Raw genomic sequence first — 25693 nt, 5'->3', positions numbered from 1 at the left:
GGGGTGGACAGTTTAGCCGACGGGATCATTGTCCCACGCACCCGTACGTCCTACCCTGGCTACTGATATATTAAATCCTATAAAAATAAGGTCAACCAGTAAAAACTGGTTAACCTTATAATACGAAGCACCCGTTAGTTTAATAAGAAAAGAAAATCTTACTAAATTCTTTCTTGGTTAATGAAAATTATAAACTACTTTTTGACTTTCACCCGTTTGCATATTTTTTATAGCATAAGAACCGTTTATAATTTCATCGTTACCTAGTACTATTACATTGGCAAATCCCTCACGATTTGCTTTTTCCATCGCTTTATTTACTTTTTTATTTGATAGTTCCACTTCTACTCGTTTACCTTGTAATCGTAAGTTTGTCGCGAGCTTAAGTGCTTCCTTTACCGTTCCAATTGGAATTATATAAATATCTATAACCGAGCATTTCTTTACTCGACCTAATAATTCAAATGCAAAATAAATAACATCTAATCCAAAAGAAATACCTACTGTTGCAAAAGATTTATCAGAGTTTAAAAGCCCTCCAATAGCATTGTCATAACGGCCACCGCTTCCTATACTTGAGCGTATCGAGCCATCTGCTAAAAAGATTTCATAAATTGTTCCGGTATATATTTCAAGACCTCTTGCTAAAAACGGGTTAAAAATACACATTTCCTGAATTTGGAGTGTCTCAATATATGTAGTAAGCTCAGATAACTCCTTTAAGCCTTCCTGCAAATAAATATTTCCCTGTTCCCATTGTTTAAAGCTTTGTATCGTTATTTGCCCTTTGGATTCAATAAATGCTTTGATTTGAGCTAAGCTATTTGAAGTCAATTTTAGTTGAACTAACTCGCCCAACATGGATTCAACCGAGACCTTTTCAATCTTATCTAACACTAATATAACGCGATTCATTACATCTTCAGGAACCTGAAACTGTTGTAGTAAACCAAATAAAAGTTTACGGTTATTAAATTGAATTTCAACCCTCACGTTTAGTTTTTTAAAAGCATCTAACGCCATCATCATTAATTCTGCCTCTGCAGCCTGTGACTCTACCCCTACAATATCTACATCACATTGAGTAAATTCACGATAACGGCCTGCTTTAATAGGACCATCACGAAAAACTTTACCAATTTCATACCGCTTAAATGGCATAGGAATAGTTGGATTCATCGCAACAACTTTTGCAAACGGAATTGTCAAGTCGTAACGCAGTGCTAAATCACGTTCCCCACGATCAGTTAATGTATACATCTCCTGTAAGATCTCTGCACCACCCGCATACTTAGATGCCATTAAATCTGTGTAATTTAAAATAGGTGTTTCTAAAGGATTGCAACCATACTCAATGAATGTGTCCTCTAATGTTCGTCGAATGTTTCGTCTGATTATTTCCTGTCTAGGTAAATAATCTTGCGTACCTCTTACGTTTTGATAGTCCATTTTTTTCATCAGGATTTTCCTCTTTTCTCATTTTTACAAATAAAAAAATCGTACAAACATAAGCTCCAAAACGGCTTTGTTATACGATTCAACGAATAATAGTCTTCCTATGCAGATATAAAAATATCGATAGCAAGACTAGTTGATATGATGATGTGAAGTTGTAATTGTTAGTTTTTGTGTAAACATAAGAACACTCCTTATTTATAAGAATAATAATAAAAATATTCAGATCATTTGTCAAGTTATTTAGAGAGTAGGTTATAAATTCTCTTTTGAGGGGACCATTTCAAGAACCCTTTTTAAAAGCCTTTTCTTATTCAACTAAACTGGCTAATATCCAAATTTATTTACATTTCTTGTTAAACTAAACTGCGGCTTTAGTTCAATAAGAAAAAGACTTTACCCCATCTTGAAGTAAAGCACCCGTTAGTTCAATAAGAAAAAGTTACCCTTACAGGCAGCCGCTTTTTTAAATAAAGCACTCATTAGTAAATAAAATGAATTATACGAAAAAGATAAAAGGAAAGAAGATAAACGCGTCATCTACATTAAGAACTAAAAAATGCCATAAAGGATACGTTATACCGCAAATCACGATTGATGTGATGAGTGGAACTACATAATATTTTTGTTTTTTATATAATCCAAGATTCACTGCAATTCCAATCAACAATACAAAAATGGTAGGTAGTAATACATATAAACCTATTGAAAAGCCCCAAAGAAAACTGAGTAAGTAGAGTAAAAAAGCAAGAACATAAAACCCAATTGCGACCATCTTCATTGGTTTCAACACTTCTATTCCCCCCTTTTCTATTTACCAGTTTATTCAATTAACCTGTAGGTTTAGTTTAAGTGTAACATTTCACATTGCATATCTGAGATCAACTTAATATTTTGGACATAGAAATAGACCATCGAAATCTGACCATATTTTACTAAGCACCCGTTAGTTCAATAAGAAATTTCACTTTAACTCCGAAATTTTTCGGAATAACAACTTATTTTTATTGAAATCTATAAGACTTCCAACTAATACTTATACTGCATTAATGTTATAACGCCCTTGTGGAGCTTTTATTTCAAAAAAGTACTTTTCTTTCCTCTTCAAACCATCTAATTTAACACTTTTTCCATGAGGTATTAGAATTTCATCAATAATTACATCACCCTTTTCGTCTTTTACCCTTAGTAACACATCACTTTCATTATATGCACTATTAATTATCTCCTTCTTCCAAAAAAGGCTATCATATATCACATAATCTTGAAGATTAATTAAATCAGAAGAGAAGCTAACGCTTTGCCATTCTTCCCTGTCATCCGTTACTTCTGCAATTCCCATGGATTTCGGGAAAAAGAATTGGTTAACAACCCCTACATCTTGCACGACTAGAGAAGCAATTATACAAATCATAAAGCTCAGCACAATAGCTGTAATCACTTGAAAACGTCGCTTTTTGTTGATGCGTTTAAACGGTTCCTTCGCAGCTTCCACATTTGTTTCGTCTATTTGTACAGTCGGTTGCTTCATCATTTGCAAAGTATCTTTGCACCTTTGACAATGCTCAATATGTTTTTCGACTGTTGTAACCGTTTCTTCACTACAAATACCATCTATATAGGACGGTAATAAATCCTTTATAATATTACAGTTCATCCAAACCCACCCTTTCTGCTAATTTGCATTTTGCACGATAATATGTAACCCTCGCCCAGTTTTCACTTTTCTCAAATATGTCACCTATTACTTTATAACTTAAATCCAGCGTTGTTCGAAGTAAAAAAATTTCAGCATACGGCTCCTTTAATTGTCGAATCTCTTGATGAATTACACGTAATCTACTTTCTTTCATCATTGCAATATCAGGTAAATCTTCATTTGAACGTATATCTACACCATTTTGCGTTAAATAATCAATACTTGTATGATTTCGATGTTTCGCCTTTTTTAAGTAATCATAATAGCTATGCTTGGCAATTTGACATAACCAAACCGAAATTTTGCATTCACCATTGTACCGATGAATTGATATAACAGCTTGATAAAATGTTTCCTGGGTTAATTCTTCTGCTAAATCCTCACTTGATGTTAAACAAAGAAGAAAACGTTTTACTTCATTTGCATAGGATTTATAGATTTCACTTAAATCCTCCAATAAATCTCCTCCCGATTGTGTCACTTATATATAGAATCAAACCGATATTCGTTACAAGAAATTCAAAACTTTTTTTATAAAATCAAAAAAGTATATTGTGTATGGACTTTCCGTCACACAATATACTTTTCAAGTGCTTTCGTTTAAGCTAATTGTATTTCTTATTAATACAGATAGGTAAGCTTTTGAAGTTATCGCCAGCTTTTCCCCCCGTTCACACCGTACGTGCGACTTTCACCGCATACGGCGTTCCAACTAAACCAACTTATTCTTTCTATGTATAAGCAGACGAGTGCTAATTTTCCAAAGTTAGATTATTTCATTGTTACATTTCAGTCGTAAGTTGTTTACTTTTTCTATTTGCTTATTTGAAAGCTTTACAGCTTTTAAAAACTTTTCAATTTTTGCTTTGTCTTTCAAATGTATAAGTTGATGTATAGCATTGTTTAAAATTATTAAGTTCGAGTAGCTATCATCTTTTGAAATGTGAAAAGGATTAATATGATGACAATGACAATCATTAGTTCCTAATTCTTCACCTAAAATGGCACATTTGCCATACTGGGCAATAAACTTACTGATTCTGTTGTCGTTATATTCAATAGATCTGTTTGGAATGTAGTTTCTCATGAGGTACGTGAGCGTATTCTTATCGATAGCCTTTAGGCTATTATGAATTTTTGTTCTACCTTCGGTAGTAAAGTTACATATCACTTGGGAGAACCCAAGTGTCTTTTTCCAACGTTGTGCATGGATGGGGACAAAGACCATATTTTGTATCTTAAAAAGTTTGGCCTTGTAACCCTTGTACCTCTTCTGTAAAGTCTTCGTCATCTCATGGAAACTTGCCTCTGTTCGAATATTCTTTAGTTGATTATATAACGTCTTGCGTAGATGTAGATTTAACTCATTCAAATTAATGGTGATTTGAGTTGCAGCTGAGTAATAGTTTTGGATTCCCATTACAACAGTATTAAAGTTCCAAACAGTCTGAATGCAAGGCTTTCTCTTGATTACTTTAATCGCTTCTTTAATTTTTTGAAAAGCATTTGCTTTAGCCTTTTTTGACATGCCTGACTTTGCTACGAAACCAAATCTAGTTTTTCCTTTTCTTATTGCTTTTATGGAAAACCCTAGAAACTCGGAAGAGTTTCTCTTTAAGTTCACAACCTAGATTTTTCTTCACTTGTTTCCAAGTGTAATCTCTTATTCAAGAAGTCTTTTAATGCATAATTCATTTTTATAGCTTGTGACCTTGTTCGGCACATCACCTTAAAATCGTCCGCATAACGGACGATAAAACACTCTTTCAAACTCGATTTCTTTAATTGCTGATACTTGCTACCATTGGTCGAATACGTGTAGTGACTTTCTAATGTTTCCCATTGGTCACTAACCCACCAATCCAATTCATTTAACACAATGTTAGATAATAAAGGTGAAAGAATACCACCTTGCGGTGTTCCTTTTATAGGAATACCTTCTCCTACAATTTCTGCTTTTAATAACCTAGATATAATAGAAAGAAGGGACTTATCCCTAATGCCCAGCGACCACATTTGTTTTAACAGTTTGCTATGATTTACATTATCAAAGAAACCTTTAATATCTACGTCAACACAATGATGTAGACCAGATTGGTTAATCAGAAACTCGAGTCTAGCTTTTGCATGATGAGTATTTCGGTTCGGTCTAAAACCATAACTATGTTTATGGAATTTTGCTTCACAAATTGGCTCTAAAATTTGTAGTACGCATTGTTGAAAAATTCTATCCCAAATAGTTGGTATCCCTAGAGGTCTAGTTTTGTCTATTCCTTTTGGAATTAAAACCCGCCTAACAGGTTGTGGTTGATACCATTTAAACATGGCTTGAACTTTTGTTATTACATCTTCTACCGTTAAATGAAGTATATCCTTGATTGTTAAATTATCTATTCCCGCAGTTTTGCTACCTGTATTTCTTTTGATATTTCGGTAGGCAAGACGTATATTGTCTTCAGAACTCATTAAGTCTGTTAAGTCATAGAAGTGATGACCACTAACACTTTGAGCATAAAGTGTATCGAAACATTCTTGCATACTATAATACTCATTGTGTCTCAGTTTCTTCCGTTTCAATAAGTCGGTGACTCCTTTCGGAGTTAAACCTCTATTAGTCTCACAAGAACCTTATTAATCGATAAAGAACTGCCTTACTTGGTTGAATAAATCTTTATTAGTCTAGTGGCTATCCCTCCATGTGGATTAGACATTTCATTGGTACTGTGCCACCACTTTCACTGATATAAAGGCAAGTTATACAGTAACTATTATCATTCTTGCTTTCCCTGCCAACGTTTCTTAGGGAGTAAGCCCTCCGCGTTATCAGCTTACAACGTTGAATTGTATCTATTCTAGAATGAACTTAGGTGCACCCTGTAAGCCTGTTAGCATTCATACGCCTGTAACGTATCATGGATTTTCATATTAGTTAGTCTTACTCATCCATATCTAACCTCACAATTTGGTGATATACACATTTCTATGTATCGCAGTTCTAGACCCGTACATTCAGATGTTCGTCAGCTTAACCTTTTATTGTAGGTTTATTCGCATTCTCACCATATTCATTCAACTCAAGCATCATGAACTACACCATTCCATCGAGTAGGCTTTCGTCAGCCGAACTGGTACGGTAGTTTCTCACGCCTTTTCACCGAGCTTATAACACGATCGTTCATACTAAATCCCGTGCTATTCGACTAAGAGAGAACCCTTCCGAGCGTTACCTCTTCATTTGATTCTTCGATACAATCCTTCAGTTCCGAAAGGAACTGCCTAGCCTTTACCAGAGAGATGTAACCATCCTCTATTTTAACTAGGAACATTTCGCACAACTAAACTGCTGCGTTAGTTTAAGTGTAAACCTTCACAAAGTGTTTTTATTTTAAACAGATGTAAATACGTGTAACCATATCATTTCACTATAAATCAACTTTTACCTTTAACCTAGCCTTTTTAAAAAAGCTATTTCTGAGTCTCTCATATAACCCTTTTCCAACCTAATCACCTCTATATATCCTCCTAACCATTTACCTTATCACTTTGTTGAATAGCTAATGCATTATCTAATTGACCATAGGTAGCATCATATTCTGCTAAAACTGCACTCTTTTTAAGTAAGCAATTAAATTAACAACAAGCCTATTCTAAAAATATTTTCAGGAGATTGAATTATATTTTAGGAAACAGCCGTCTAAGTAGTAGAATTGAATCGGCGGAAGTTAAACCTATCATCTCATAAAATGCAATAATAACCGTGTTTATAAGTGGTTACAGCTCCTTTAGAAAATGCTTAACTACGTATTTGACTACGTTTGATATAATTAAGTTGTGGGGACAATAATTAATATGGATTTTTACCAAGAATAAATTGTTATGGAGGAGAGATTATTTCAATCTAGAGTACCTTTATCTATCGCTCGTATTTTAATTGTAAATCCCCAAACAATACCTTACTGAAAAAAGATAACTTTGATTTTGCATCTTCAATTTCTTCATCAGTTAATTCATTTAATATGATATAAACATCAATGCCTTCAAAAAAATTTAAAGCAAGTGTTTGAGTTTTAAAACCATCAATTGGACTAAATTGATAGGAAAAAACCTCTTTATTTACTCCTTTTACTTCAGTGTTCCAATGCTTTCTTTCACTTTCTATCAATTTAGATCCCCTAATATTAAATTCTGTGCCGTTTGGATCATCTGGATGATAAAATATTTCTGAAACCACCGTGATTTTTCCTTTAAAAGATTTATTATTCTCATGATAATACAGTCCTCTTGCAATAGATTCAAATGAGTGATTTAACTTTTGATTCTCTACATTTATCCATAGTACAGGTAATTCCTTGTTATTGACCTTAATTACATCACTTTTTTCAATATCTAGTAACTTGATATTCCGCTTCCTACTTCTTTCAATTTTAGTAAGTGTTTGTACATATGCTAAACCATTATTTCCAACTTTACCCGACAATGTTACCATTAAGTATTCATCTAAATTTGATTTCTGCATATTATGTTCATCACATGACGGCACAGTAATTAAGTGTTCTCTAAAAGTTTTGTTAAATATATTTTTTACATCCTTATCTTCAGGAAACAAACATTTAGGTGGGACGTGTTCCATTGAAGTTGCATCATTTTCACACCAATAACACTTTTTTTCTACCATTACTTCACCTTCAATTCACTTATTTAGACAGCTTCTTATAACGTTCTTCTGTTTCGTTGCGTTTGCTTTTTCTGATTAATCATCCACAATTTAATTTGGATGCCAATTGTGAATACCGTTAGCGGAAGTAACTTTTTACTTAAATAGACGTTGTTTTACAATCCAATTATTCTTTTGTCCTAGCTAAATTTTTAAATTTCTAACTTCAACTATAATATTATGATCTTTAGAAAAATTTGCTTCACTTTTAACAATACTAGTGATTTCCATAAATTTCTATCATTCTCTATTTTTTTATAGCACTAATTAGTTCTAATTTGTTCAAAATTTTAATTAGATTGATTATTCCCCATCAATTTCCCAATAAATATTAGCCCAAGAAATTAACTTTTGCGTTCGGTGTTCAATAGATTTATAATCCCAGTCTTCATAATTCTCAACTAGATCCTTGGCAGCAAGTATATCCGTTTTTTTATATTCGACCGATTTTGCAATGTATCCTTGATTACTCACTTTACTATTAGTTTTTCTTGGAAGTAGCATTAAATTTCCAATTCTATTACAGTGAAATTGTTTTCTCTTAGTTACTTTTCCACGCCATGCTAAGCTTTCAACTTGAGGATAAATATGTTCAATTGTATCTTCTATATTCATTGACCAAATATTTTCCCATGCTTTTTGAGAAAATAATAAATTGGTATTTTTTGCTAAATCTTTTTCATAATTGTATAGGAAGTACCTTAATTCCACTTTCCACTGTGAATAAGAGTCTTCTTCTCCTAAAGTTTTACCTATCTCTTTAAGAGGAAATTGCTTAGCAATCTCTAATATGCTATCTTTCGCACCTTTATATCTATGATTACTGTATTTATTTGCCCTTTCATACTCTTTAAAGCCCATTAAGAAGCAAGCTAACCTTACGAATTCACCTACTTGGTGTCGGCTATCTTTTCTATAAAGACCAAAAACTCTAAAAGTTATTTTTTCCCAATATTTCATTAAATCATCTGACTGTTCTGTAGATAGATGGGGTGATAAATTAATAGCAACTGCTAAGAGGCGTGCTTGAATAATTTTAGTGACAGCCTTTTTCTTTTTATCTGTATAGAGAATCTTTAACTCACTTGTAACTTCTGCAAGCCACTGAGAAATATCTATTACTCTTTCAGGGTCTTTATCGCAGATTTCTTTAAAGTATTCTATAGCATCATCTATCCTTACTACTTTACTACTCTCTTGCGGATTATATAAAGTTGCAGCAAACCTTACAATTTCGTCTCCTGGGATGTTAGTGATACCAATGACTTCATATATTTTCCCCCAATATTCATGTAGCCATTTCAATCTATCTTCAAAAACCATAGCATTCTTACTTAATTTTTCAAACGCTATTCCCAATAACATACTTTTACATTTATCAAGCCAGTCAACGTCCAGTCCTCTACTATTAAGAACTTCAAAAACAGTATATACAGAGCCTTCGTCATTCAAGATATGTAATATGAAAAAAAGTTTATTTCTTATTAGCATTAATAAATCTAAGATTTCATGTTTTTCACACCAATTTTCAACAAAACGCTCACAATCCATAAAACCAGATTTTAATGTCTTAATTGCATGTGTAGTGACTTTATCTTCAGTAGGATGAACTCCTTTTAAAAGATATTCTCTAAGAGCTATAGAACTATTATGGTTTGTTTGAATAAGTATTAATTTTTTATTATCATCTTTGACCATTAATTCTTCTAAATAAAAAATCGTTCTGCGGTATTTTATGTTATCGAGTTCGAGCATTTTCTTATGTATAGCTTTTAGTAGAATAATTAATGTTGTAATACGTTGTTGACCATCAACAATATTTAAAATACTAAAAACATCAGTATCATAAGCTTCTTCTCTCATTTGACTATGGCAAACTACAGTTGCCATAAAATGTGTTCTCCCCTCTTTATATTCGGGACTTTCATACAACTTGGTTATATCACTAAACAACTCATTTCGTTGTTTAGTATTCCAGCTATAAGCTCTTTGATAGGTAGGAATTTCAAACAAACGCTTTTGTAACATTTCATCGAATGATAAGTACATAGGGTTAAGTTGTTGCATAAATATTCCTCCTAAATTACATTATATTAGTAATTATATATAGAAATATACTCCTATACAACTTAACTATTGAATCCATTTCTATTAAAGCATAATAAAATTACTAAACAGGGCTCTTATTAACTAACCTTAAAAAAATAGGTGTGCTCCTCCACGCCTGCTCTTATATTCAATAAATCAGCTTCTCATTTTTTAGTCTCCAATTTTCGTGTTTTCTATGTCTTTTTTGCTTGTTTAAGGCGTTTCCTTCAATAATTTACTTAATGGCAGCTAATTAAGTGGAGCGGTTTTCTATAATCTTTGGCTAAATACGGACTACAAGAAAAAGTGGGTTGTTAATTTCTTTTGATGCATCCATTATGGAGTGCCGTGAATTCAACTAAGAACAATCACAAAGGACTAATAAACTCTCTTTTAAAAAAAACGACCACAATTTTATCTGCTGGTCGTTGAAGGGATATAATATATAAATTTGTGTTTATTAAATTTACATTTTCGCGATATTAAATAGGATAAACAACACTACAATCAACACGAAGTTCGATCCGCGATTACTGCTGTAGCCACTTAAATAAATAGAACCGGATCAATGATATAATAGGTTCCGTTACCTATCGCAAAACTAGAATTTAAATGAAATGTATAACTAATTGCACCGCAATTGGTGGGGAAGTTCCAACCAATTAGATGCTTTTTATATCCCAGGTATTAACGTAAATCCAATTCTCTTTACCCACTTGTTGTATTATTAACTGGAAGTACTCTAGCAGGTAAATTTACCTTGGAGGATATTCTCTAGACGGATCATGTCACTTCTTTCATAACATACATTTATCGCCAAAAATATTAATATTATTGATATAAAATGAATTTTCGGATTATTATATGCATTAATTTATGTTTGCATAAAACAATTATAACTATAAGTAAAAAGGAGAATTATTATGTCATTTATAGAATTTTTAGAAGAAATCAATGTCTTAATACACTATGAACGTTATAACGAATACCAGGATGATTCGAATTATGAATTTGAAATTTTTGCATTAAGTCATTATATGGATTTAGAAGAAAATTTAAAATGTCCACATTATTCAATTGAAAATATTCCCGATTGGATTATGTATATCGAGCAACGTGCTTTATCAACTCAAAACAAAGTTTTACGATCACGTTATAATGACCTATTATGGTCTTACAAAAAGGAATTCAGCAATAAGCTGCTTACAATCGGAAATGTCAAGGATAAATGTGAATTAGCTATCACAGACTATATGGCATTAGCAGTTGAAGACATATTAAAAAGAACTAATGATGAATATCTTTTTCGTAATTTACAAGCCTACTTGTACAGAGCATGGACTTTAGCAAAACAGATAAAAAGCAGTCATATTAAGTCCTTAATCAAATTAATGATTGAGATTGAAAATACAATTAATGACGATAATAAAATTGGTTTATGGGGATTTTCATATAAATACCTTATAAAAGATACATCTATTAGTCTTACACCTGAACAAGAAGATTCTATAATCCAAAGAATTATTGCAAGAGTTAATGTCTTGGATTCTCATGATTTTAATGCTATAAAACACGGCGTCGAAATGCTTTTAGAGTACTATAAATCTGATAGCCTAGAACTCGAAAAATACTTAGATTTATTAGAAAAAATTGCAAATGCTAAAAGCGAGCGTCCGTTTGAAAATCAGCATCGTTTTAAAATTTTAATTAATTTATGCCACAAATATAATTTTAAAGAAAGAAAAGAACGTGCAATTATTGCATATCAATACTATGGAAAAGACGTAAGTAAAAACTTGATTAAAATTGAAGAAAAAGTTGAGATTACGCAGGACATGCGAGATAGCGTGGTTTTAGCAACTTCCTCCGAGCAACCTGTAACTCATTTTTTAAAAATTTGTTACTTTCATCTTTTTGATAAAAATGCTATCAAAAAAAGGGTAGAGGCAAATAAACAAAAATTCGTATTACAAAATTTATTTCAAACTGTTCTTACTAATGAAGATGGGGTTACTTATAAAGCTTTAAATACCGAAGAAGACGAATTATTTCATGAAAGCAAGTTTGATTGGCAAATACAAGCACCATTTCTATTTATTTCTATAGAATATTTTAGCAATAAACATCATTTAACTCCTGAGAGTTTAAAAGACTTGTTATTTGATGAAATACTATATAAAAACTTAGAGATTACTCTTCTAACGGCAATACAAGCATATTTCAATAGAAATTTTATCGCTATGTGTTATATCTCAGTGCCACTTATTGAAAATGGATTACGACAATTACTTTTTCAATGTGATCGGTCAATCTACGAGGAAAACAAGCATGATGGGTTTGAGAATATAACTCTGACTAGAGTTTTAGGTTCTTTAGAGAAATATTTAACTGAAGATTTAATCTTTTATTTCAAATTTGTTTTAAATGAAAAAGCTGGATTAAATATCCGAAACAATCTTACACATGGGCTAATGGGAGATTCTTTTATTGGTGAAAGAACGGCTTTAACACTACTTCATATTTTAATGATATTAAAGAGTTTAGTAGGTTTTGATTATTTATCACTCAACGAAGATAACTAGAAATTCCAATCAAAATGATTATAAATCTACTTTGAAGTAATAAAAAACAATCTACGTCCATCACTAGATATCTGAAGAAACATATCATTTCGATGGTCTTCTCATTTAACTAAAGCCCCCTATCGCAATCCATACAGCATCAAAAAGTTGCACCACAGAAGAAGAAAATTATTTCGGAACGGGTATATAATAGAGTGAACCAACCGTCTCACAAAACTCTATAATGCCAATATTTATAAGGGTTTCTAGGTACTAGTAAAAATATTTGACTAGGCTTTTGACTAGTTTGATAAAAATTAAGTTGGGCAAAATTCTTTCTTATTTTTTTACTTCATATTCTCGAGATAAAGAAATAATAAGATATTGCTTATAAGTCAACTGTTGACGTTATACTAACCTCTTTTCTGAGACATATGCTACTCTTGGTAAGAGTCGCGAATCTCAATAGAATCGAAAGTTAAAGCAGTAACACCCTCTTATCATTTGAGGAGGTTACTGCTTTATTGATAACTTATTCCATAAAATACCTTTCCCTTTAACAGAGCATGTAATAATAACATATTTACAAACTAACTTAGTAGTTATTTATTTTTTATAACATAACAGTCTCTAATTGTTCGTACTCTGCGAGTAATTTACCTAAACTTGATGCTATATACCACATTAGTACAGGTGGGATTGCATTGCCTAATGCTTTATATTGAGGCCCTTCTGCATTAATCAATTTAAAAGAATCTGGAAAAGATTGAATTCGTGCTACTTCCCTAGATGTAAAACACGTCTGTATCGCTCATCTATTTTCAAAACAAGGTCTGTACTATTTAAACTGACCTTTCCTAGATGTGCACCAACGGTATTGCATGGTTTTGTAATATCTTGGGCACGTCCTTTATTCATATCTTTTTTGCATTCAGCATCCCCTGAACTGCTCTTTCACTGAAATAATATTTATCCTCAATTTGACTTTCATCAAAAATCACCTCTTTTAAAGGAACATAAGGCGGAGTAAAAAATGATTCTTGTTCAGAATGTAATGGCTCAGGGAAATCATATTTAAGAGGTATATTATTACGAATTCCTAAAATAATACTTCGCTGTCTTTTTTGAGGCACACCAAAATCTGCAGCATTCATTAATTTATATGTCATTATATCCAGCTTTTTCAAACTCAGAAATTATTAATCGAAAAGCTTCACCTTTGTTGGCAGATAAGAGATCTTTTACATTTTCAGCTATAAAAGCTTTCGGTTGCTTTTCTTTTATGATTCTTACCATCTCAAAGAAAAGTTTACCACTTAGTTCATTTTTAATTCCCAATCTTTTCGGGTTTTGAGCGACAATTGAAAATGAAACACAGGGAAATCCCCCTATTAATACATTGTGTTCAGGTATCTCCTTATCGGTTACCTCTCTTACATCCCTAACATCAGGATTAATGTTGAAATTCTCAGAGAAAATTGCAGCAATCTTTTCGTCAATCTCGTTAGCATAAGTTGTATAGATAACTTTTAATCCCCTTTTCATTTTGGTATTTAGATTGTTTATTGAAACCTATCCACGTAGTTATCCCAAAATAAAAAAAGGAGAGGGTTCAGAAAGGTATTTTAGGTACTTTAACTAAATTAGAAAACTTATTCTGTATGAGATTATGCATTAAAGTTGGTCAAATAGTTGATCGTACTGCGTTAGCGGTAGGGGTTTTATAATGTAGTTTTAGCTAGGTGATACATTTCCAAACTCATTTTTTATCTGCATTTTTAATCAACCCTTACCTTTATTTAACATTGCCATTCAAATTAGAATTTCGACTGAATGAATGGCTTTTCCCTTCGAGAGTAAAGGTTATTTATATAAAGGACGATAGTCAAACACCATAGAACACGTTTTACCGTTTTTGAGAAAAATCGCCTGTATAATTTTAATAATAGATAACGAATCAAAACATAGGAGGATCTATTAATGAAATTAAAAGGGATTAAATCAGCAGTACGTCATTATAACTGGGCGGAACACGCAACAGTTATGTGGGACAGTGAAAATGACGAAGTTTGGACAGATGTTTTCGGTGGATGTAATGAGTGGAACGAATATCACGATAAAAAGATTAGGGCTGTTTTGGGGAAACATGAAATTTGGCCTGGGGGAAGACAAACAACGATGAAAGAAATACGCATGGCGTGCGAGGAAGAAGCTAAAGAAATGCTAGAAGGGGAAGAAAAGAAAGAAGAGTGGGCTGAAATAAAAGAAGATGAGCCAGAGTGTAGGTTCTAGTAAATATAACTCAGTTTAGCTTAACTGAGCCATGATTTTCAACCGAGTCTAAGAGTATTAGAGCAATTAACACACGTTCTAAATGTTGATCCAAGTATTTGGTTTAAAAAACACACAAATAAGCTCTAGCATTTGCTAGAGCCTTTTTTATTTATATAAACAAGGTTTTTATTTCATCCCTAAGAGATAGCTATAAATGCTTTCAGTTAGGTCTATTGATTCTCAGGAAACATTGGAATAGATAGCCTTGATACATTCCTCTAAAATGATTTAATTGATTACGAATCCACGGGGCTTTTAAATGTACCGCCGAGTCTATCTTCTCTTGAGAAGTATTAGTTGGAGCAGTCACAGAAACTCCATTACTATCCACTGCTATAGCTATTGTCTTCCTTCGATTACTCCACTTTAAGTCATAAGGGATTTTATTTTTTCTAAATTGAATATTGTTCAATTAGTACCCCTCCCTACTTTTCAGGTTAATTATTGTCTCAAAAGCATATTACTTCTTTTCTCTATTTTATCATAAATGAACAAAATCAATTCAGGATAAACGCAAGCAAAGTATACTGTACTCTATACTTGAGTCTCTACTTTATTTAACACAAGTACATTATTTTTAACTTCTATTCTTAAGATTAATCTTTTCAAGTAGTGGATTACTAAGCATGACTAAGATATTTGGCGACTTTGTTGGATAGATTAGCTTCGATGACTTTTTAGGAACATCACCGGAGGGGGTATTTTCTGTTATATTCCTGGCTATTATCTAATCGGCGTGCATCCATTATAAAAGTAGTTCAACTGGTGTTTTTCATGTTTTATTCACACTAATTTACCTAATTAGAGAGAATGTCTGAATTATATTTTCTCTAATGTTTTTAATATTTTTTGTAGTTTATAACGAACTTTTTGTACTTTCTGACCTTTTCGTCCAAACTTTTCTTACTTCCAGTACTTATTACGATAATTATTTGAACTATTTTTGAGTAGACGTTTATATTTAAGACAACCTTCTTGTACTCCACCTAGATTTTCTTCTCAATTAAATGAATATGCTTAATCCAAAGTAGCTGAATGGTTGACCATTCCCCACTATTTCCCTCTATTTCTTTTCCTCTATTGTTTACTTCTATATTTCTACATTTTATCTGATTAAAATCAGTCTACTTTTTTCCTTACTTTACAAGTGGGAAGGGGTTCATTTATCCAGAGTTTTCACGGGTTTCTTCTATAAGAATAAACATTAACTTAAGTGATCCAACTCCTTGTCCAAACATCATATTGTTCTTTTTCTTGGTATTGCTTTTCAATGTTTGCTCGGCTAGTTAATGTAGCAGCTCTATTAACCGAACTGAACTGAGCTGAGCTTTCTATCTCTTTTAAATTAATAGAATGCAATTAAACGTAAATACCTTTTTCCTCAGCAAGTTTAATTTATAATTATAAAGTTAGAGATTTATTATATATGTTTTGTGGAATAGTTAAGTAATTGTTGTGTAACTTTAATAAAAACTGGATCCTTAGAAACCAAGCTAAGCTTGGAAGAACGATATTTATACATAACTGTTAGTAAACCTTATGCAATAGTTGTGTAAGATTACTTAACTAATGACGCTTTTCAAGGAAAGAATTGTTTATAATCTACGCTTTCTCTACAACGAACTGCTTTCCTTAATCTTTTTATGAAATAGGATGAAAAATAGAGATTTTAGTGGAAAATAAAGCACTAACTGTGTGTTGAAGAGAGATTTACTTCGAAAGAAAAATGTGGGTACATCATCGGAAGGGGTATTTTCTGTTGTAAGTCATAGTTATCTAATCATTCTTCTTAATCGAATGGGAAAGATGAAGAGGGATGTTATTAATGTTATTTACATAGGGAAATTATGTACGTCTTTTGGCAATTCCGTCTAAACATAATTTAACCTTCAATGTTTTTGCTATTTTACACAGAATTGCTGGAACTTTTAGCACTTTTTGACCTTTTCGCCCCAACTTTTTCCTCTATTTCATATGGATGTGAAGGTAGAAGTTTAAGACTGTGGTTAATATTACACCATATTATCAGGACACATAAGGAAATTATGTGACACTACCAAAAGGGATTTATTATTTTGTTTCACTACAAATAGATTCTAGTTGTTTAGAGGTGGAGCAGATAGACCTACCTCCTGTATAATACAGAAAAAATAGAATAACCCTCCCTGATGACATGGAGAGGGTTATTCTTGGAATGATCGATTTCACTGTTATTGAGATTCGCGGCTCTTTTTAATTATAGCATAGTGAATTACCTAAAGGTTTACTCACTAATGTCCCAACTCTCCAGCAAAACAATTAGATTCTATATTAGCACACCAAAATTTAAACTTATTTACTTTACAAGTGGAAAGTTTTGTCAGGGAAATGTTCACTTCTATGATAGCCTAAAAATATGGGGACCTCATCGTAGGGGGTATTTTCTGTAATATAATTTAAAGGTAGGTCAAATAGGAAATTGAGAGAGTTTAGAGTATGCAAGTATCAGAAACAAAATAGTGAGTTTCCTATCGAAAGAAGCTTTATAAATACAATCTTTTTAGTCTTTTCTTCAGTTTTTATCGAACTTTTGATTGTTTCAGACCTTTTATTCCATACTTTTTTGAATTTAAGAGAATTTTAGTTAAAATGCAAGTGCAAATATGCTACAACCCATTTCAAATAAAAAGAGGAAACCGTTACGGATTCCTCAATTCGAAAAATTATAAAATCGTTTCTAAGTGATTCTTAGGCCTTTAAAATAGATTATCAATTCTGCTAGGGTTCCTGATTTTCAAATAGTAATTACCATTTACTTAATGTAGAACACAGCAATACTAAGCAACTCGTCTAAGTCATCCATTAAGGTCTGGGCCAATTCACTTCTTTTAGTTGATGAAGATGAAGATGTAGTTGTAATTTGCCATCTTTCTCTATTCATGGTTGGAGGTTCTAAAAAGAAGGTTAACGGTAAATTGAGAGATTCTGTTATTTTTATCATATTCTCATGATAGTGATCATGTTTAGACATTTTGCCTTCTATCATAAAGTGCAAAGTAGATGCTGATATGCCCGATATTCTTGAAATTGATGTTAACGTATATCCCTTGCAACGAATATAAGATAACATGTTTTGTCCAATTTCTTTTCGAATTTGATAAGGATATAAAGTCAATTGAATACCTCCCTAATCTTTTATGATGCTTTTAATCTAATCCAAATTAGAAGTGGCCAGTAGGTAAAGGCATCTCGAAAAATTCTCTTTCATTTCTTCTTCATCATCTGACCAATTCATTTCCCAATTTTGAAGGTCTTTATTAATCGTTTTGTCCAAAAAAAAACATTAAAACTTTAGCAAGTAAAATACTTTCACTTTCATCTTCAAAAATCCTTTTGGTTAACTCCGGAATACCCTTAATGAAATCCTTTCTTTCGATGTTAGTAATCATTATCATCCAAACTTTCATCATTTATAGGTAAAAATCTATATTGACCTTGTACAACTTCAGTAATAGGAAATATAAAGCAGTTAGCATTGACATCTTTATTTCTAGCTTTGAAAACCAAAACCACTTGTAGTATTGAATCATCTAGATTAAGTCCATAAAAACTGATTGTTGTAAGCTCTGTATTTAAGTTATCTCTTATTATAGTACCTTCTAGGGTAAAATCATTAGAGATAAAGCTAAAACCTCTTTCAGAGGTTACTCTTAACGTGTTCAAAGAACTTTCTTGAGTTATCCAAAAATTTTTCGCTGGCCCTAACCACCCGTCAAATAACATTTGATCCTTTTGTAATAGTAAGAAATTGGACATTCTTAACTCCTTCAGTAAATGCCTATATACATCCGGGTTTATATAGGGAAACTCTATTACAACTGCTACGCCATGATCCTTTGCATCCCCCCCCCAGTAAATCAAATTACTTTTTGTATAGACATCCATATTTACACTCCTTTTTTGACAATAAAAAAAGCCATTGACTATAGGTAACAAAATGTTTTTTTTTTAAAACATCGTTACCCATAGTCAATGGACTTCAAGAATTATTGTTATGTTATTATTATATCGTAAAACTTTTATCAACATTATGCAACGAGTTAAAAAAAGCCTTTATAATTAAAATTGTTCGAACTAATTTATAATTCAATCTTATTAGCAAAAGTATTACATTGTTTGCCTAGTTATAATGTCGATTATGAGTCAATCATCGAACAGCCGAAATCTAAATTAAAATCGGCTTTATAATAGCTTATTGGAATCTTAACTATACTTTGAAGTTAACTACTAGTTCGTTTCTTTAACCAAATTGCTTTTTCCATTTTTCAATTTTGGCTAACAACTCGTTGTTTCTTTTGCTCAACCTTGAAGGGCTAGCGATTTTCGTAATTCTTTTTGAAGTTGGCAAATTCAGTTTTCCATCTTTTTTCATTTACTTTTCCTCCTACATTTTCAATTATCCCCTTCATATATATACGCATTACCAAAGAATCTTTTACCCTTGAATTTATAACATTTGTAAACATGTTATGTCTAATAAACTTGGCAATTTATTAATCTTATACACTTGAGGAATAGTTATTGGATTTAAATTTAATTCTTTAAAGTTTTGAATTCTCTTTTTATACGCATCTTTTTTAATAGAGTCAGGGTAAAAATTGTTTAAGGGAGTGTCTAGATTACCATTGGATACTTTTTCCAAGAAATGTTTCAATCGTCTCCTAATTGTTAAACTATATTTGCTTGAACTAATCAATTCTTCCGCTAAATCAAATTTATAAAAGTCACCTGTCGGAAAAATTCTAAATAAATATTGCTGAATATACTCATTAAAGACATCCTCTTTGAAAAATGAATATAAACTCTTCATTTCTCCCGTTCCTTTAACTCTATTATAAATATGCGAATTTTTTAAGCAAACTTCAAATCTTATAGCGTCGCGTTCCCACTCCTCTGGTTCCCTATTATTATTTTTACATTGTTCATTTTTATCATAAATTATAGTATGGATACTCTTGCATTTATGATACATGGTAGTTTTATATTCTTTCTTATCTTTCCTTAAACGTTTAAAACTACCTTTTGTTTGCTGATACAGATGCATGTATAATTCTCTATGACTTGCTAAAGGTACTTTTTTATCTACCCTATAATCAATTCTTACTAAATTGTGATTATCATAAAGTTTTTCGTCACCATAAACCTTATTTAAAGCTGACTTTACAAAGCGGTTAATACTCCAATAATCTGCTTCTACAATATTTCCTCTATTTAAAATTTTTGTAACATCAATAAAAATGCTACACCTCGGCACCCCATGTGACCTATACTGTTTAGCTTTAATGCCAAATAGACCGTTTTCTTTCATTATATGATTAAAAGATGTGTTTTTTCCATGATTATTATCTTTGTAATATATATGTTCTCCTTTTAATTCTATAGACAGATGTGCTGTATGAATCATAAAATATCCCCCCTATTAATATGTGTACAAATGCTAAAATCTACTGTAATACCAATGGTTTTAAAAATAAAAGTCGTCTTTAGAAGAGCTATATTTATTTCTTTCTAAGTCAATTAGTAAAGTTGATAACTCCCTTCCATCGCCATCTCTATAAATGGTTATTTACATGATGCTATACAATACGCACATAAAAAATTCCATTCTTCTATATGAAGGTATTTCAATAGATTTCTTTAAAGCATTTAATTGAGTATTGTCTGTAACAGCTAACATATTGGAATAATCCTATGCAAAGATGCTTAGCATATATTGATCAATTAAAAAGGAGCGATTTATCGCAATTAATAAGGGGGATTTTGATGTTAGGAGAAAGTTTAAAAATAGCCAGAACAAAGAAAGGGATATCAATTAAAGAATTAGCTGAAGCGATAGATGTTACATCACCTTATTTGGCTCGAATCGAAAACAATCTCATTATTAATATTGGAATAGTAACTTTCTCAAAAGTTTGTTCTGAATTGGATTTATCAGATACACAAGTACTGGATATAATTAAATCCTTTAGATAGTTAAATTTATAACATAAGCAAAAAGCAGCACTATTATATTAGAAGCTGCTTTTTGTTTATTTCATATTCTTTAGCTCACATAAGGTCCAAATATAAAGTTTATTGGTTATTGAGGTCAGACAGGGTTCGACCGTTTTTTACACTTTCAAGGCTTGCTTTCCTTTATTCTTATATAGAACACGTTGCTAGTACAGGGTCAAACAGGGTTTGATCACTTTTCCCACTAGTGGTGATTCAGCTCTATTATTATAGAGTTCAAGTAGTAATTCTATTTCTCAACCAGTTATATTCACACACGCCCATAGACTAGATCGTCTTGGACAGACTCTAGCACACAATCCGCTAGTCTACTTTCTCCAGCATCTAGTACATCTTCTGAAGTAGGATATTTCTTTAACATCAATAAAGAAACCATGGAATAAAGATCACCAAAAAACCTTGTGGTATTCAGGAAACACTTGATCTAAAAATAGTGTGGAACTGCAGTTTAGCCTCCACATACATATTCGTCACAATCTCCTATTGTCTTGAAAGAATTCTAAGATTTAATAATTGAATCCCTCTATTTGTTTTTATGGTTCAAAATCTTCTTTGTAATAAAGCACAGACAATTGATACGCATCAATTGCGTCTGTTTTTACCTTTCATAAACTAGATTTCTTCACTTGATAAGAAATGATAGGGTTAAGCAAAATATATAAAACCTCATGCTCCTCCAAACATTGAACAACAGGAGAGTTGTAATGACCGTTCAGTATCTAATTTTCAGATTAATTTGAATGTGTGCATCATTTACTTCGTTTCCTTTACTAGTTTAATTAGGTTTAATCCCTTTTAAGTATTGCATTAGTAACTTTCTAATCTTCCGAAGTCACACTATATTTATTATTTACCAGTGAACTTGGAACTTTTACCCACTTTTTGTTCTACATATAATTACAGGTAAATATTCACTAAAAATTGCCTTACTACATCTATATATAGTAAGGACTTTAAAGTAGGTAGAGTATTCTGTATGGGCCATCTTTAATGGAAAAACATATAACATAAAAAAAGTTTTCAACTAACTACTTGTTTGCTTTCACTACGGGTAAATGCTTCTAATACTTCTTGGTTGAAAAGTATTTTTCCACGTGCCCTAAAATGTGGGATTTCATCTAGTCGGACCATTGTATAAATAGTACTTGTGGATACACGGATGAAATTCGCCGCCTCTTTAACAGATAAAATGTTTGTCATTTTTCGTTCTCCTTTTACACATCATATTCTTGATAAACCAAATAATAAACATTAATTCTTGATTTGTCAAGATTTATCAAGAATTTAATCTTTTTGCTTGATATACCAAGATTTTAAAGTTATTATTTTGTAAAAGGTGGTGATTATATGAGTAATGAAATAGGAGAGTTTCTAAAATCCTTAAGAAAAATGCGTGGTTTGACTCTTGTTCAACTTGAAAAAATATCAGCTGTATCCAATTCTTATATTTCTCAAGTAGAAAATGGACACTTTAAACCATCACCCGATGTACTCGCAAAGTTATCTAAAGCATTAAATGCAAATTTTTTTGACCTAATGGTGAAAGCTGGATATATTTCTACTGAGACTAAAAGAGACAGTATGGATAAAGACTTTGTAACAAATATGATAAGCCAATTGTCATTCGACAACAAAAAAGCCTTTATCAGTTATTTTGATCTCAACTATAACAAGGGGGTTCTTTTTCCCTCGTCCCGCTTTGAAAAACAAGAACTAAAGATGAAGGAACTAAAAGAATTAGGAGATATAGAGGAGCTTACCGAAAGTACAATTACAGATTTTTTAATTACAAATTTCAACATCCTTGCTGATATGGGCGACTTTCTGCGATTACTTCGAATCCATAGAGGTTTAACAATCGATGAATTGGCAGACAAGTTGAATGTAGATAGAGATGAATATGTGAACTCCGAAAACAATCTTGATTCATTTTACGCTTTAATACACCACTACAGTGAGCAAATTGGTGCCATTTTAAATGTAGGCGATTTTTCTAAGTGGTATTCTGAGCAAAAATTCTCCGCACCGAAAGATAAAGTAGTTGTAAATGATGATGAATCATTTGGAGAAAAAAGATCTATGAAAGAGGAAACAAATAAAACCGAGGAGACTTTTCATATTGAAAATATTTTTAGCTTAAAGAATCTTTCTATAAATAACCGTCTGCTTACTAATACAGAAAAAGAAAAAGCATTGCAGATATTAAAACTAATTTTTGAAGAATCGTAAAAAAATCGTGAGGAGATTAAGAATAACATGGCTAATATTGTAAAAAGAGGAGGTAATTCTTATCGTTTCACTGTCTACCAACAGAAAGATGCGAAAGGGAGATACCCACGGAAAACCAAAACCCATACAGTTACAAAGAAAATGACTCCTAAACAACTGAAAGAACATTTGGAACATGAATTTTTGAAATTTAAGCAAGAAGTTCTTTCAGGTGATTATATAAATCCTGAGAAAATGCCTTTTTCCGAATTTGTAGAGGAGTGGTTTGAAAAGTTTGCAGAAAAAGAATTATCCTCCACAACCTTAGCCAATCATGTATTTAAACTAAACAATCATATTTTACCCGTAATTGGTCATATTCCATTAGATAAAATTAATTCAATGGTGTTATTAGATCTATTATCAAACTTGACCAGAAAAGATGGAAAAGAAGGTGAACTTTCGTTACTTTCCAAGCAAGATATTTACAGAACGCTACAAAGCATCTTTAAATATTCGACACAGTGGAAAGTAATCAGTAATAATCCAATGGAGGGTGTTAACAAGCCTAAGAACAATCAGGAAGTAAAGAGAGAAGTGAATGTATATGAAGAGGAGGAAGTGACTGCAATTCTACAAGCTCTTCAGGACGAACCTTTTCCTTGGAGAATGTTTTTGACACTTTCCATTACTGCAGGTATAAGAAGAGGAGAAAATTTAGGTCTTGAATGGTCGAAAGTGGATTTTGAAAACAATCGTATTGATATTACACAAAGTATTGTAATAGGAAAAAATGGACCTTTGATTAAGTCACCTAAGTCTTTGGCATCCAAAAGACTTGTCACACTTCCTCCATCCGTAATGAAAGAATTAAAGCAGTACCGAAAATACTGGGTAGCTGAAAAGCTAAAATCTAAAACATGGAAAGAGGAAGAAAGAGAGTGGCTTTTCTGCCAAAAAGACGGATCTCATTTATACCCTTCTTCCCCTTCAAATTGGTGGAGTAAATTTTCGAAACGAACAAAATTCAGATATATTCGCCTGCATGATCTTAGGCACACCTCAGCGAGCTTATTAATAGCTCAGGGAGTTCATGCAAAAATCATTGCAAAGCGTTTAGGTCATTCCCACATAAGTATTACGATGGATACTTACGGTCATGCTTTACGTACTGCCGACCAAGCAGCAGCCGATACGTTAGAGGGTCTATTCCAACCAAAAGATATACAAACTAAATAAAGTTTATTTAAAAAGTGGTCTGTCCTTGGCTGCTTTTTTTATTGTCTATTTGGTGTTAATTCCATTATTTTATAGTATTTTCTCTTAGTTTATTTCAAATTTTAACACCAATTTAACACCAATGATAAAATGCCACAAAAAAACACCCCAACCATTTCAGGTAAGAGTGCTCTATAAAGGTTGCTATAATAGTCTTTTTAAGGAAGCCGCCTTTGCCGTATCTTATATGAAAGTTTTAAACCACCACTCCTCAAAGTGGGTGTTCGCAGATACCTTCTTTGCATGTCTTCATTGTCTAAAAGAGAATGAAGCTTGTCATTCCGGCTCTATATAAAACTCCCTGTTACAGCATAAAGGTTAAAACTTAATATTCATACGCACAATGCAGCTTGTATTCATATATTAAACCTTTTGTACTCATATTTCAAGTGAAATTAATTCTTATCTTACCAATTAATAGACAACATTTATGTATAATAGATGTACAAGTTGCAATCAGTAAGGATGTGAGTAAGATGCCTGATGATCGAAAAAAGGAAAAATGGGAAGAGGATATTGATGATGAAGAATTGCAGCAATTAGTTTTGGAGGCACAAGCTGAGGCACTGCTCAAAGCTAAAGAGGAAAAAAACCTTCCTACACGAAAGCGCCCATTTCCAAAGTGGATCTTTTACTTGATGGCATTGGTCTTATTTATTAATACTTTTGGTATTATCTTGCAGGTTTACTCCATTCCGGCTATTGAATTCGTCAAAACGTCAGCTCGCCTATCAGCTCAGGAGAATATAGCAGAGTATAAGAAATCGGTTGTAGTTGTTCTCACAGACGATAGTAAAGGCACTGGATTTTCCATTTCAGAAAACGGGATCATTCTAACCAATTATCATGTAATTGAAGACAAAAATAATATTACTGTCGGCTTCCCTGATGATGGGCGATTTCGAGCTGATGTGATAGAATCCTATCCCGAAATTGACTTAGCCGTTTTGCAAGTCTCCAGCAATGAAGACTTCCCGTATTTAACCTTAGCTGAGCAAATGGAAGCTAAGCAAGGTGATCCTATCATCTTTATCGGCAATCCATTGCGCTTTACAGGGATAGCCAATGAGGGAACATTAATAGAACCCTACCAATTAAGTGACTGGGATGTACCTATCATGATGATGGAGGCCCCTGTGTACAGAGGCAATAGTGGAAGTCCGGTGTTTAATCAAGAAGGCCTTGTTATTGGTATAGTTTTTGCTACCCTGGAGCATGAAAGCCATGGTAAGGTTGGTTTGTTTGTACCTATAGAGGAATATTACAAGGCTACTACTAAATAGGTTAAGTTAGATAAGCTGATTA

23 protein-coding genes, 1 other RNA gene and 2 pseudogenes are annotated in these 25693 nt (G+C 32.3%); 6 read left to right on the top strand and 20 right to left on the bottom strand.

Annotated features, from left to right (window positions below; all coding sequences use genetic code 11):
• Positions 1–177: 177 nt before the first annotated feature.
• The 8 genes and pseudogenes from M3627_RS15285 to M3627_RS21110 all read right to left on the bottom strand — a co-directional run bounded on the left by M3627_RS15285 (position 178) and on the right by M3627_RS21110 (position 10512).
• Positions 178–1458 carry a histidine--tRNA ligase gene (locus M3627_RS15285; RefSeq protein ID WP_285841725.1) on the bottom strand — a complete coding sequence of 427 codons (1281 nt, stop codon included), beginning with the start codon at positions 1456–1458 and terminating at the stop codon, positions 178–180.
• Positions 1459–1954: 496 nt separating this feature from the next.
• Positions 1955–2248, bottom strand: coding sequence for a hypothetical protein (locus M3627_RS15280; protein ID WP_251556400.1), 294 nt, complete (start codon positions 2246–2248; stop codon positions 1955–1957).
• Between the two features lie 243 nt (positions 2249–2491).
• Positions 2492–3112, bottom strand: coding sequence for a zf-HC2 domain-containing protein (locus tag M3627_RS15275; protein ID WP_251556399.1), 621 nt, complete (start codon positions 3110–3112; stop codon positions 2492–2494).
• Entirely contained in the window at positions 3102–3611 is a 510-nt protein-coding gene (locus M3627_RS15270; protein WP_251556397.1) for an RNA polymerase sigma factor, read from the bottom strand. The genes M3627_RS15275 and M3627_RS15270 overlap by 11 nt, the downstream gene beginning before the upstream one ends.
• Positions 3612–3920: 309 nt before the next feature.
• Positions 3921–5731: pseudogene (gene ltrA / locus M3627_RS15265) on the bottom strand (group II intron reverse transcriptase/maturase).
• Between the two features lie 1336 nt (positions 5732–7067).
• Positions 7068–7829 (bottom strand): hypothetical protein, encoded by a 762-nt coding sequence (locus M3627_RS15260; protein ID WP_251556396.1) that lies wholly within the window; start codon positions 7827–7829, stop codon positions 7068–7070.
• 342 nt (positions 7830–8171) lie between these two features.
• The gene (locus tag M3627_RS15255) at positions 8172–9935 is read right to left on the bottom strand and encodes a DUF262 domain-containing protein (protein ID WP_251556395.1); all 1764 of its coding nucleotides are present in this window, start codon (positions 9933–9935) and stop codon (positions 8172–8174) included.
• A gap of 487 nt (positions 9936–10422) precedes the next feature.
• Positions 10423–10512: a YjcZ family sporulation protein gene (locus M3627_RS21110; RefSeq protein WP_353056474.1), complete on the bottom strand. Its 90-nt coding sequence runs from the start codon at positions 10510–10512 to the stop codon at positions 10423–10425.
• A gap of 367 nt (positions 10513–10879) precedes the next feature.
• On the opposite strand from M3627_RS21110, the gene M3627_RS15250 reads away from it, so the two are divergent.
• Positions 10880–12538 carry a DUF4209 domain-containing protein gene (locus M3627_RS15250; RefSeq protein ID WP_251556394.1) on the top strand — a complete coding sequence of 553 codons (1659 nt, stop codon included), beginning with the start codon at positions 10880–10882 and terminating at the stop codon, positions 12536–12538.
• Positions 12539–13130: 592 nt separating this feature from the next.
• Here M3627_RS15250 and M3627_RS21105 read toward each other — a convergent pair.
• The 3 genes from M3627_RS21105 to dcm all read right to left on the bottom strand — a co-directional run bounded on the left by M3627_RS21105 (position 13131) and on the right by dcm (position 14062).
• Positions 13131–13325: a DNA cytosine methyltransferase gene (locus M3627_RS21105; protein WP_353056473.1), complete on the bottom strand. Its 195-nt coding sequence runs from the start codon at positions 13323–13325 to the stop codon at positions 13131–13133.
• Positions 13326–13431: 106 nt separating this feature from the next.
• A complete protein-coding gene (locus M3627_RS15245; RefSeq protein ID WP_251556393.1) occupies positions 13432–13671 on the bottom strand; it encodes a DNA cytosine methyltransferase in 240 nt (79 codons plus the stop codon).
• 4 nt (positions 13672–13675) lie between these two features.
• Positions 13676–14062, bottom strand: coding sequence for a DNA (cytosine-5-)-methyltransferase (dcm, locus tag M3627_RS15240; protein WP_251556392.1), 387 nt, complete (start codon positions 14060–14062; stop codon positions 13676–13678).
• Between the two features lie 435 nt (positions 14063–14497).
• Here dcm and M3627_RS15235 point away from each other — a divergent pair, with 435 nt between their 5' ends.
• Positions 14498–14809, top strand: a complete 312-nt coding sequence (locus M3627_RS15235) for a hypothetical protein (RefSeq protein WP_251556391.1) — start codon at positions 14498–14500, stop codon at positions 14807–14809.
• Positions 14810–15011: 202 nt separating this feature from the next.
• Here M3627_RS15235 and M3627_RS15230 read toward each other — a convergent pair whose 3' ends face one another.
• The 6 genes from M3627_RS15230 to M3627_RS15210 form a co-directional block, all read right to left on the bottom strand.
• Positions 15012–15263, bottom strand: a complete 252-nt coding sequence (locus tag M3627_RS15230; RefSeq protein ID WP_251556389.1) for a YgjP-like metallopeptidase domain-containing protein — start codon at positions 15261–15263, stop codon at positions 15012–15014.
• Between the two features lie 797 nt (positions 15264–16060).
• Positions 16061–16210, bottom strand: a complete 150-nt coding sequence (locus M3627_RS15225; RefSeq protein ID WP_251556387.1) for a hypothetical protein — start codon at positions 16208–16210, stop codon at positions 16061–16063.
• 1432 nt (positions 16211–17642) lie between these two features.
• Positions 17643–18005, bottom strand: coding sequence for an XRE family transcriptional regulator (locus tag M3627_RS15220; protein WP_251556386.1), 363 nt, complete (start codon positions 18003–18005; stop codon positions 17643–17645).
• 263 nt (positions 18006–18268) lie between these two features.
• Positions 18269–18775, bottom strand: coding sequence for a hypothetical protein (locus tag M3627_RS15215; protein ID WP_251556385.1), 507 nt, complete (start codon positions 18773–18775; stop codon positions 18269–18271).
• A 355-nt stretch (positions 18776–19130) separates the two neighbouring features.
• Positions 19131–19262: a hypothetical protein gene (locus M3627_RS20895; RefSeq protein WP_285841724.1), complete on the bottom strand. Its 132-nt coding sequence runs from the start codon at positions 19260–19262 to the stop codon at positions 19131–19133.
• A gap of 75 nt (positions 19263–19337) precedes the next feature.
• A complete protein-coding gene (locus tag M3627_RS15210) occupies positions 19338–20294 on the bottom strand; it encodes a hypothetical protein (RefSeq protein WP_251556384.1) in 957 nt (318 codons plus the stop codon).
• Positions 20295–20653: 359 nt separating this feature from the next.
• Here M3627_RS15210 and M3627_RS15205 point away from each other — a divergent pair, with 359 nt between their 5' ends.
• Positions 20654–20863: a helix-turn-helix domain-containing protein gene (locus M3627_RS15205; RefSeq protein ID WP_251556383.1), complete on the top strand. Its 210-nt coding sequence runs from the start codon at positions 20654–20656 to the stop codon at positions 20861–20863.
• Between the two features lie 296 nt (positions 20864–21159).
• On the opposite strand, the pseudogene M3627_RS15200 reads toward M3627_RS15205, so the two are convergent.
• Positions 21160–21612: pseudogene (locus M3627_RS15200) on the bottom strand (IS110 family transposase); the annotation flags it as partial.
• Between the two features lie 310 nt (positions 21613–21922).
• Complete coding sequence (locus tag M3627_RS15195) at positions 21923–22102, bottom strand: helix-turn-helix domain-containing protein (RefSeq protein WP_251556382.1); 180 nt, start codon at positions 22100–22102, stop codon at positions 21923–21925.
• Positions 22103–22249: 147 nt separating this feature from the next.
• On the opposite strand from M3627_RS15195, the gene M3627_RS15190 reads away from it, so the two are divergent.
• Together M3627_RS15190 and M3627_RS15185 are read left to right on the top strand one after the other, a co-directional pair.
• Entirely contained in the window at positions 22250–23131 is an 882-nt protein-coding gene (locus M3627_RS15190) for a helix-turn-helix domain-containing protein (RefSeq protein ID WP_251556381.1), read from the top strand.
• Positions 23132–23158: 27 nt separating this feature from the next.
• A complete protein-coding gene (locus M3627_RS15185) occupies positions 23159–24349 on the top strand; it encodes a site-specific integrase (RefSeq protein WP_251556379.1) in 1191 nt (396 codons plus the stop codon).
• Positions 24350–24548: 199 nt separating this feature from the next.
• Here M3627_RS15185 and ssrS read toward each other — a convergent pair.
• Positions 24549–24743: non-coding RNA, 6S RNA (ssrS, locus tag M3627_RS15180), on the bottom strand.
• A gap of 34 nt (positions 24744–24777) precedes the next feature.
• On the opposite strand from ssrS, the gene M3627_RS15175 reads away from it, so the two are divergent.
• Complete coding sequence (locus M3627_RS15175) at positions 24778–25671, top strand: S1C family serine protease (RefSeq protein WP_353056472.1); 894 nt, start codon at positions 24778–24780, stop codon at positions 25669–25671.
• Positions 25672–25693 lie beyond the last annotated feature (22 nt).

The organism is Psychrobacillus sp. MER TA 171, assembly GCF_023713305.1.
In the GTDB taxonomy this organism is placed as follows: Bacteria; Bacillota; Bacilli; order Bacillales_A; family Planococcaceae; genus Psychrobacillus.
The sequence above is the reverse complement of the archived record's forward strand: the minus strand, read 5'-3'. Positions and strand labels throughout refer to the sequence as shown.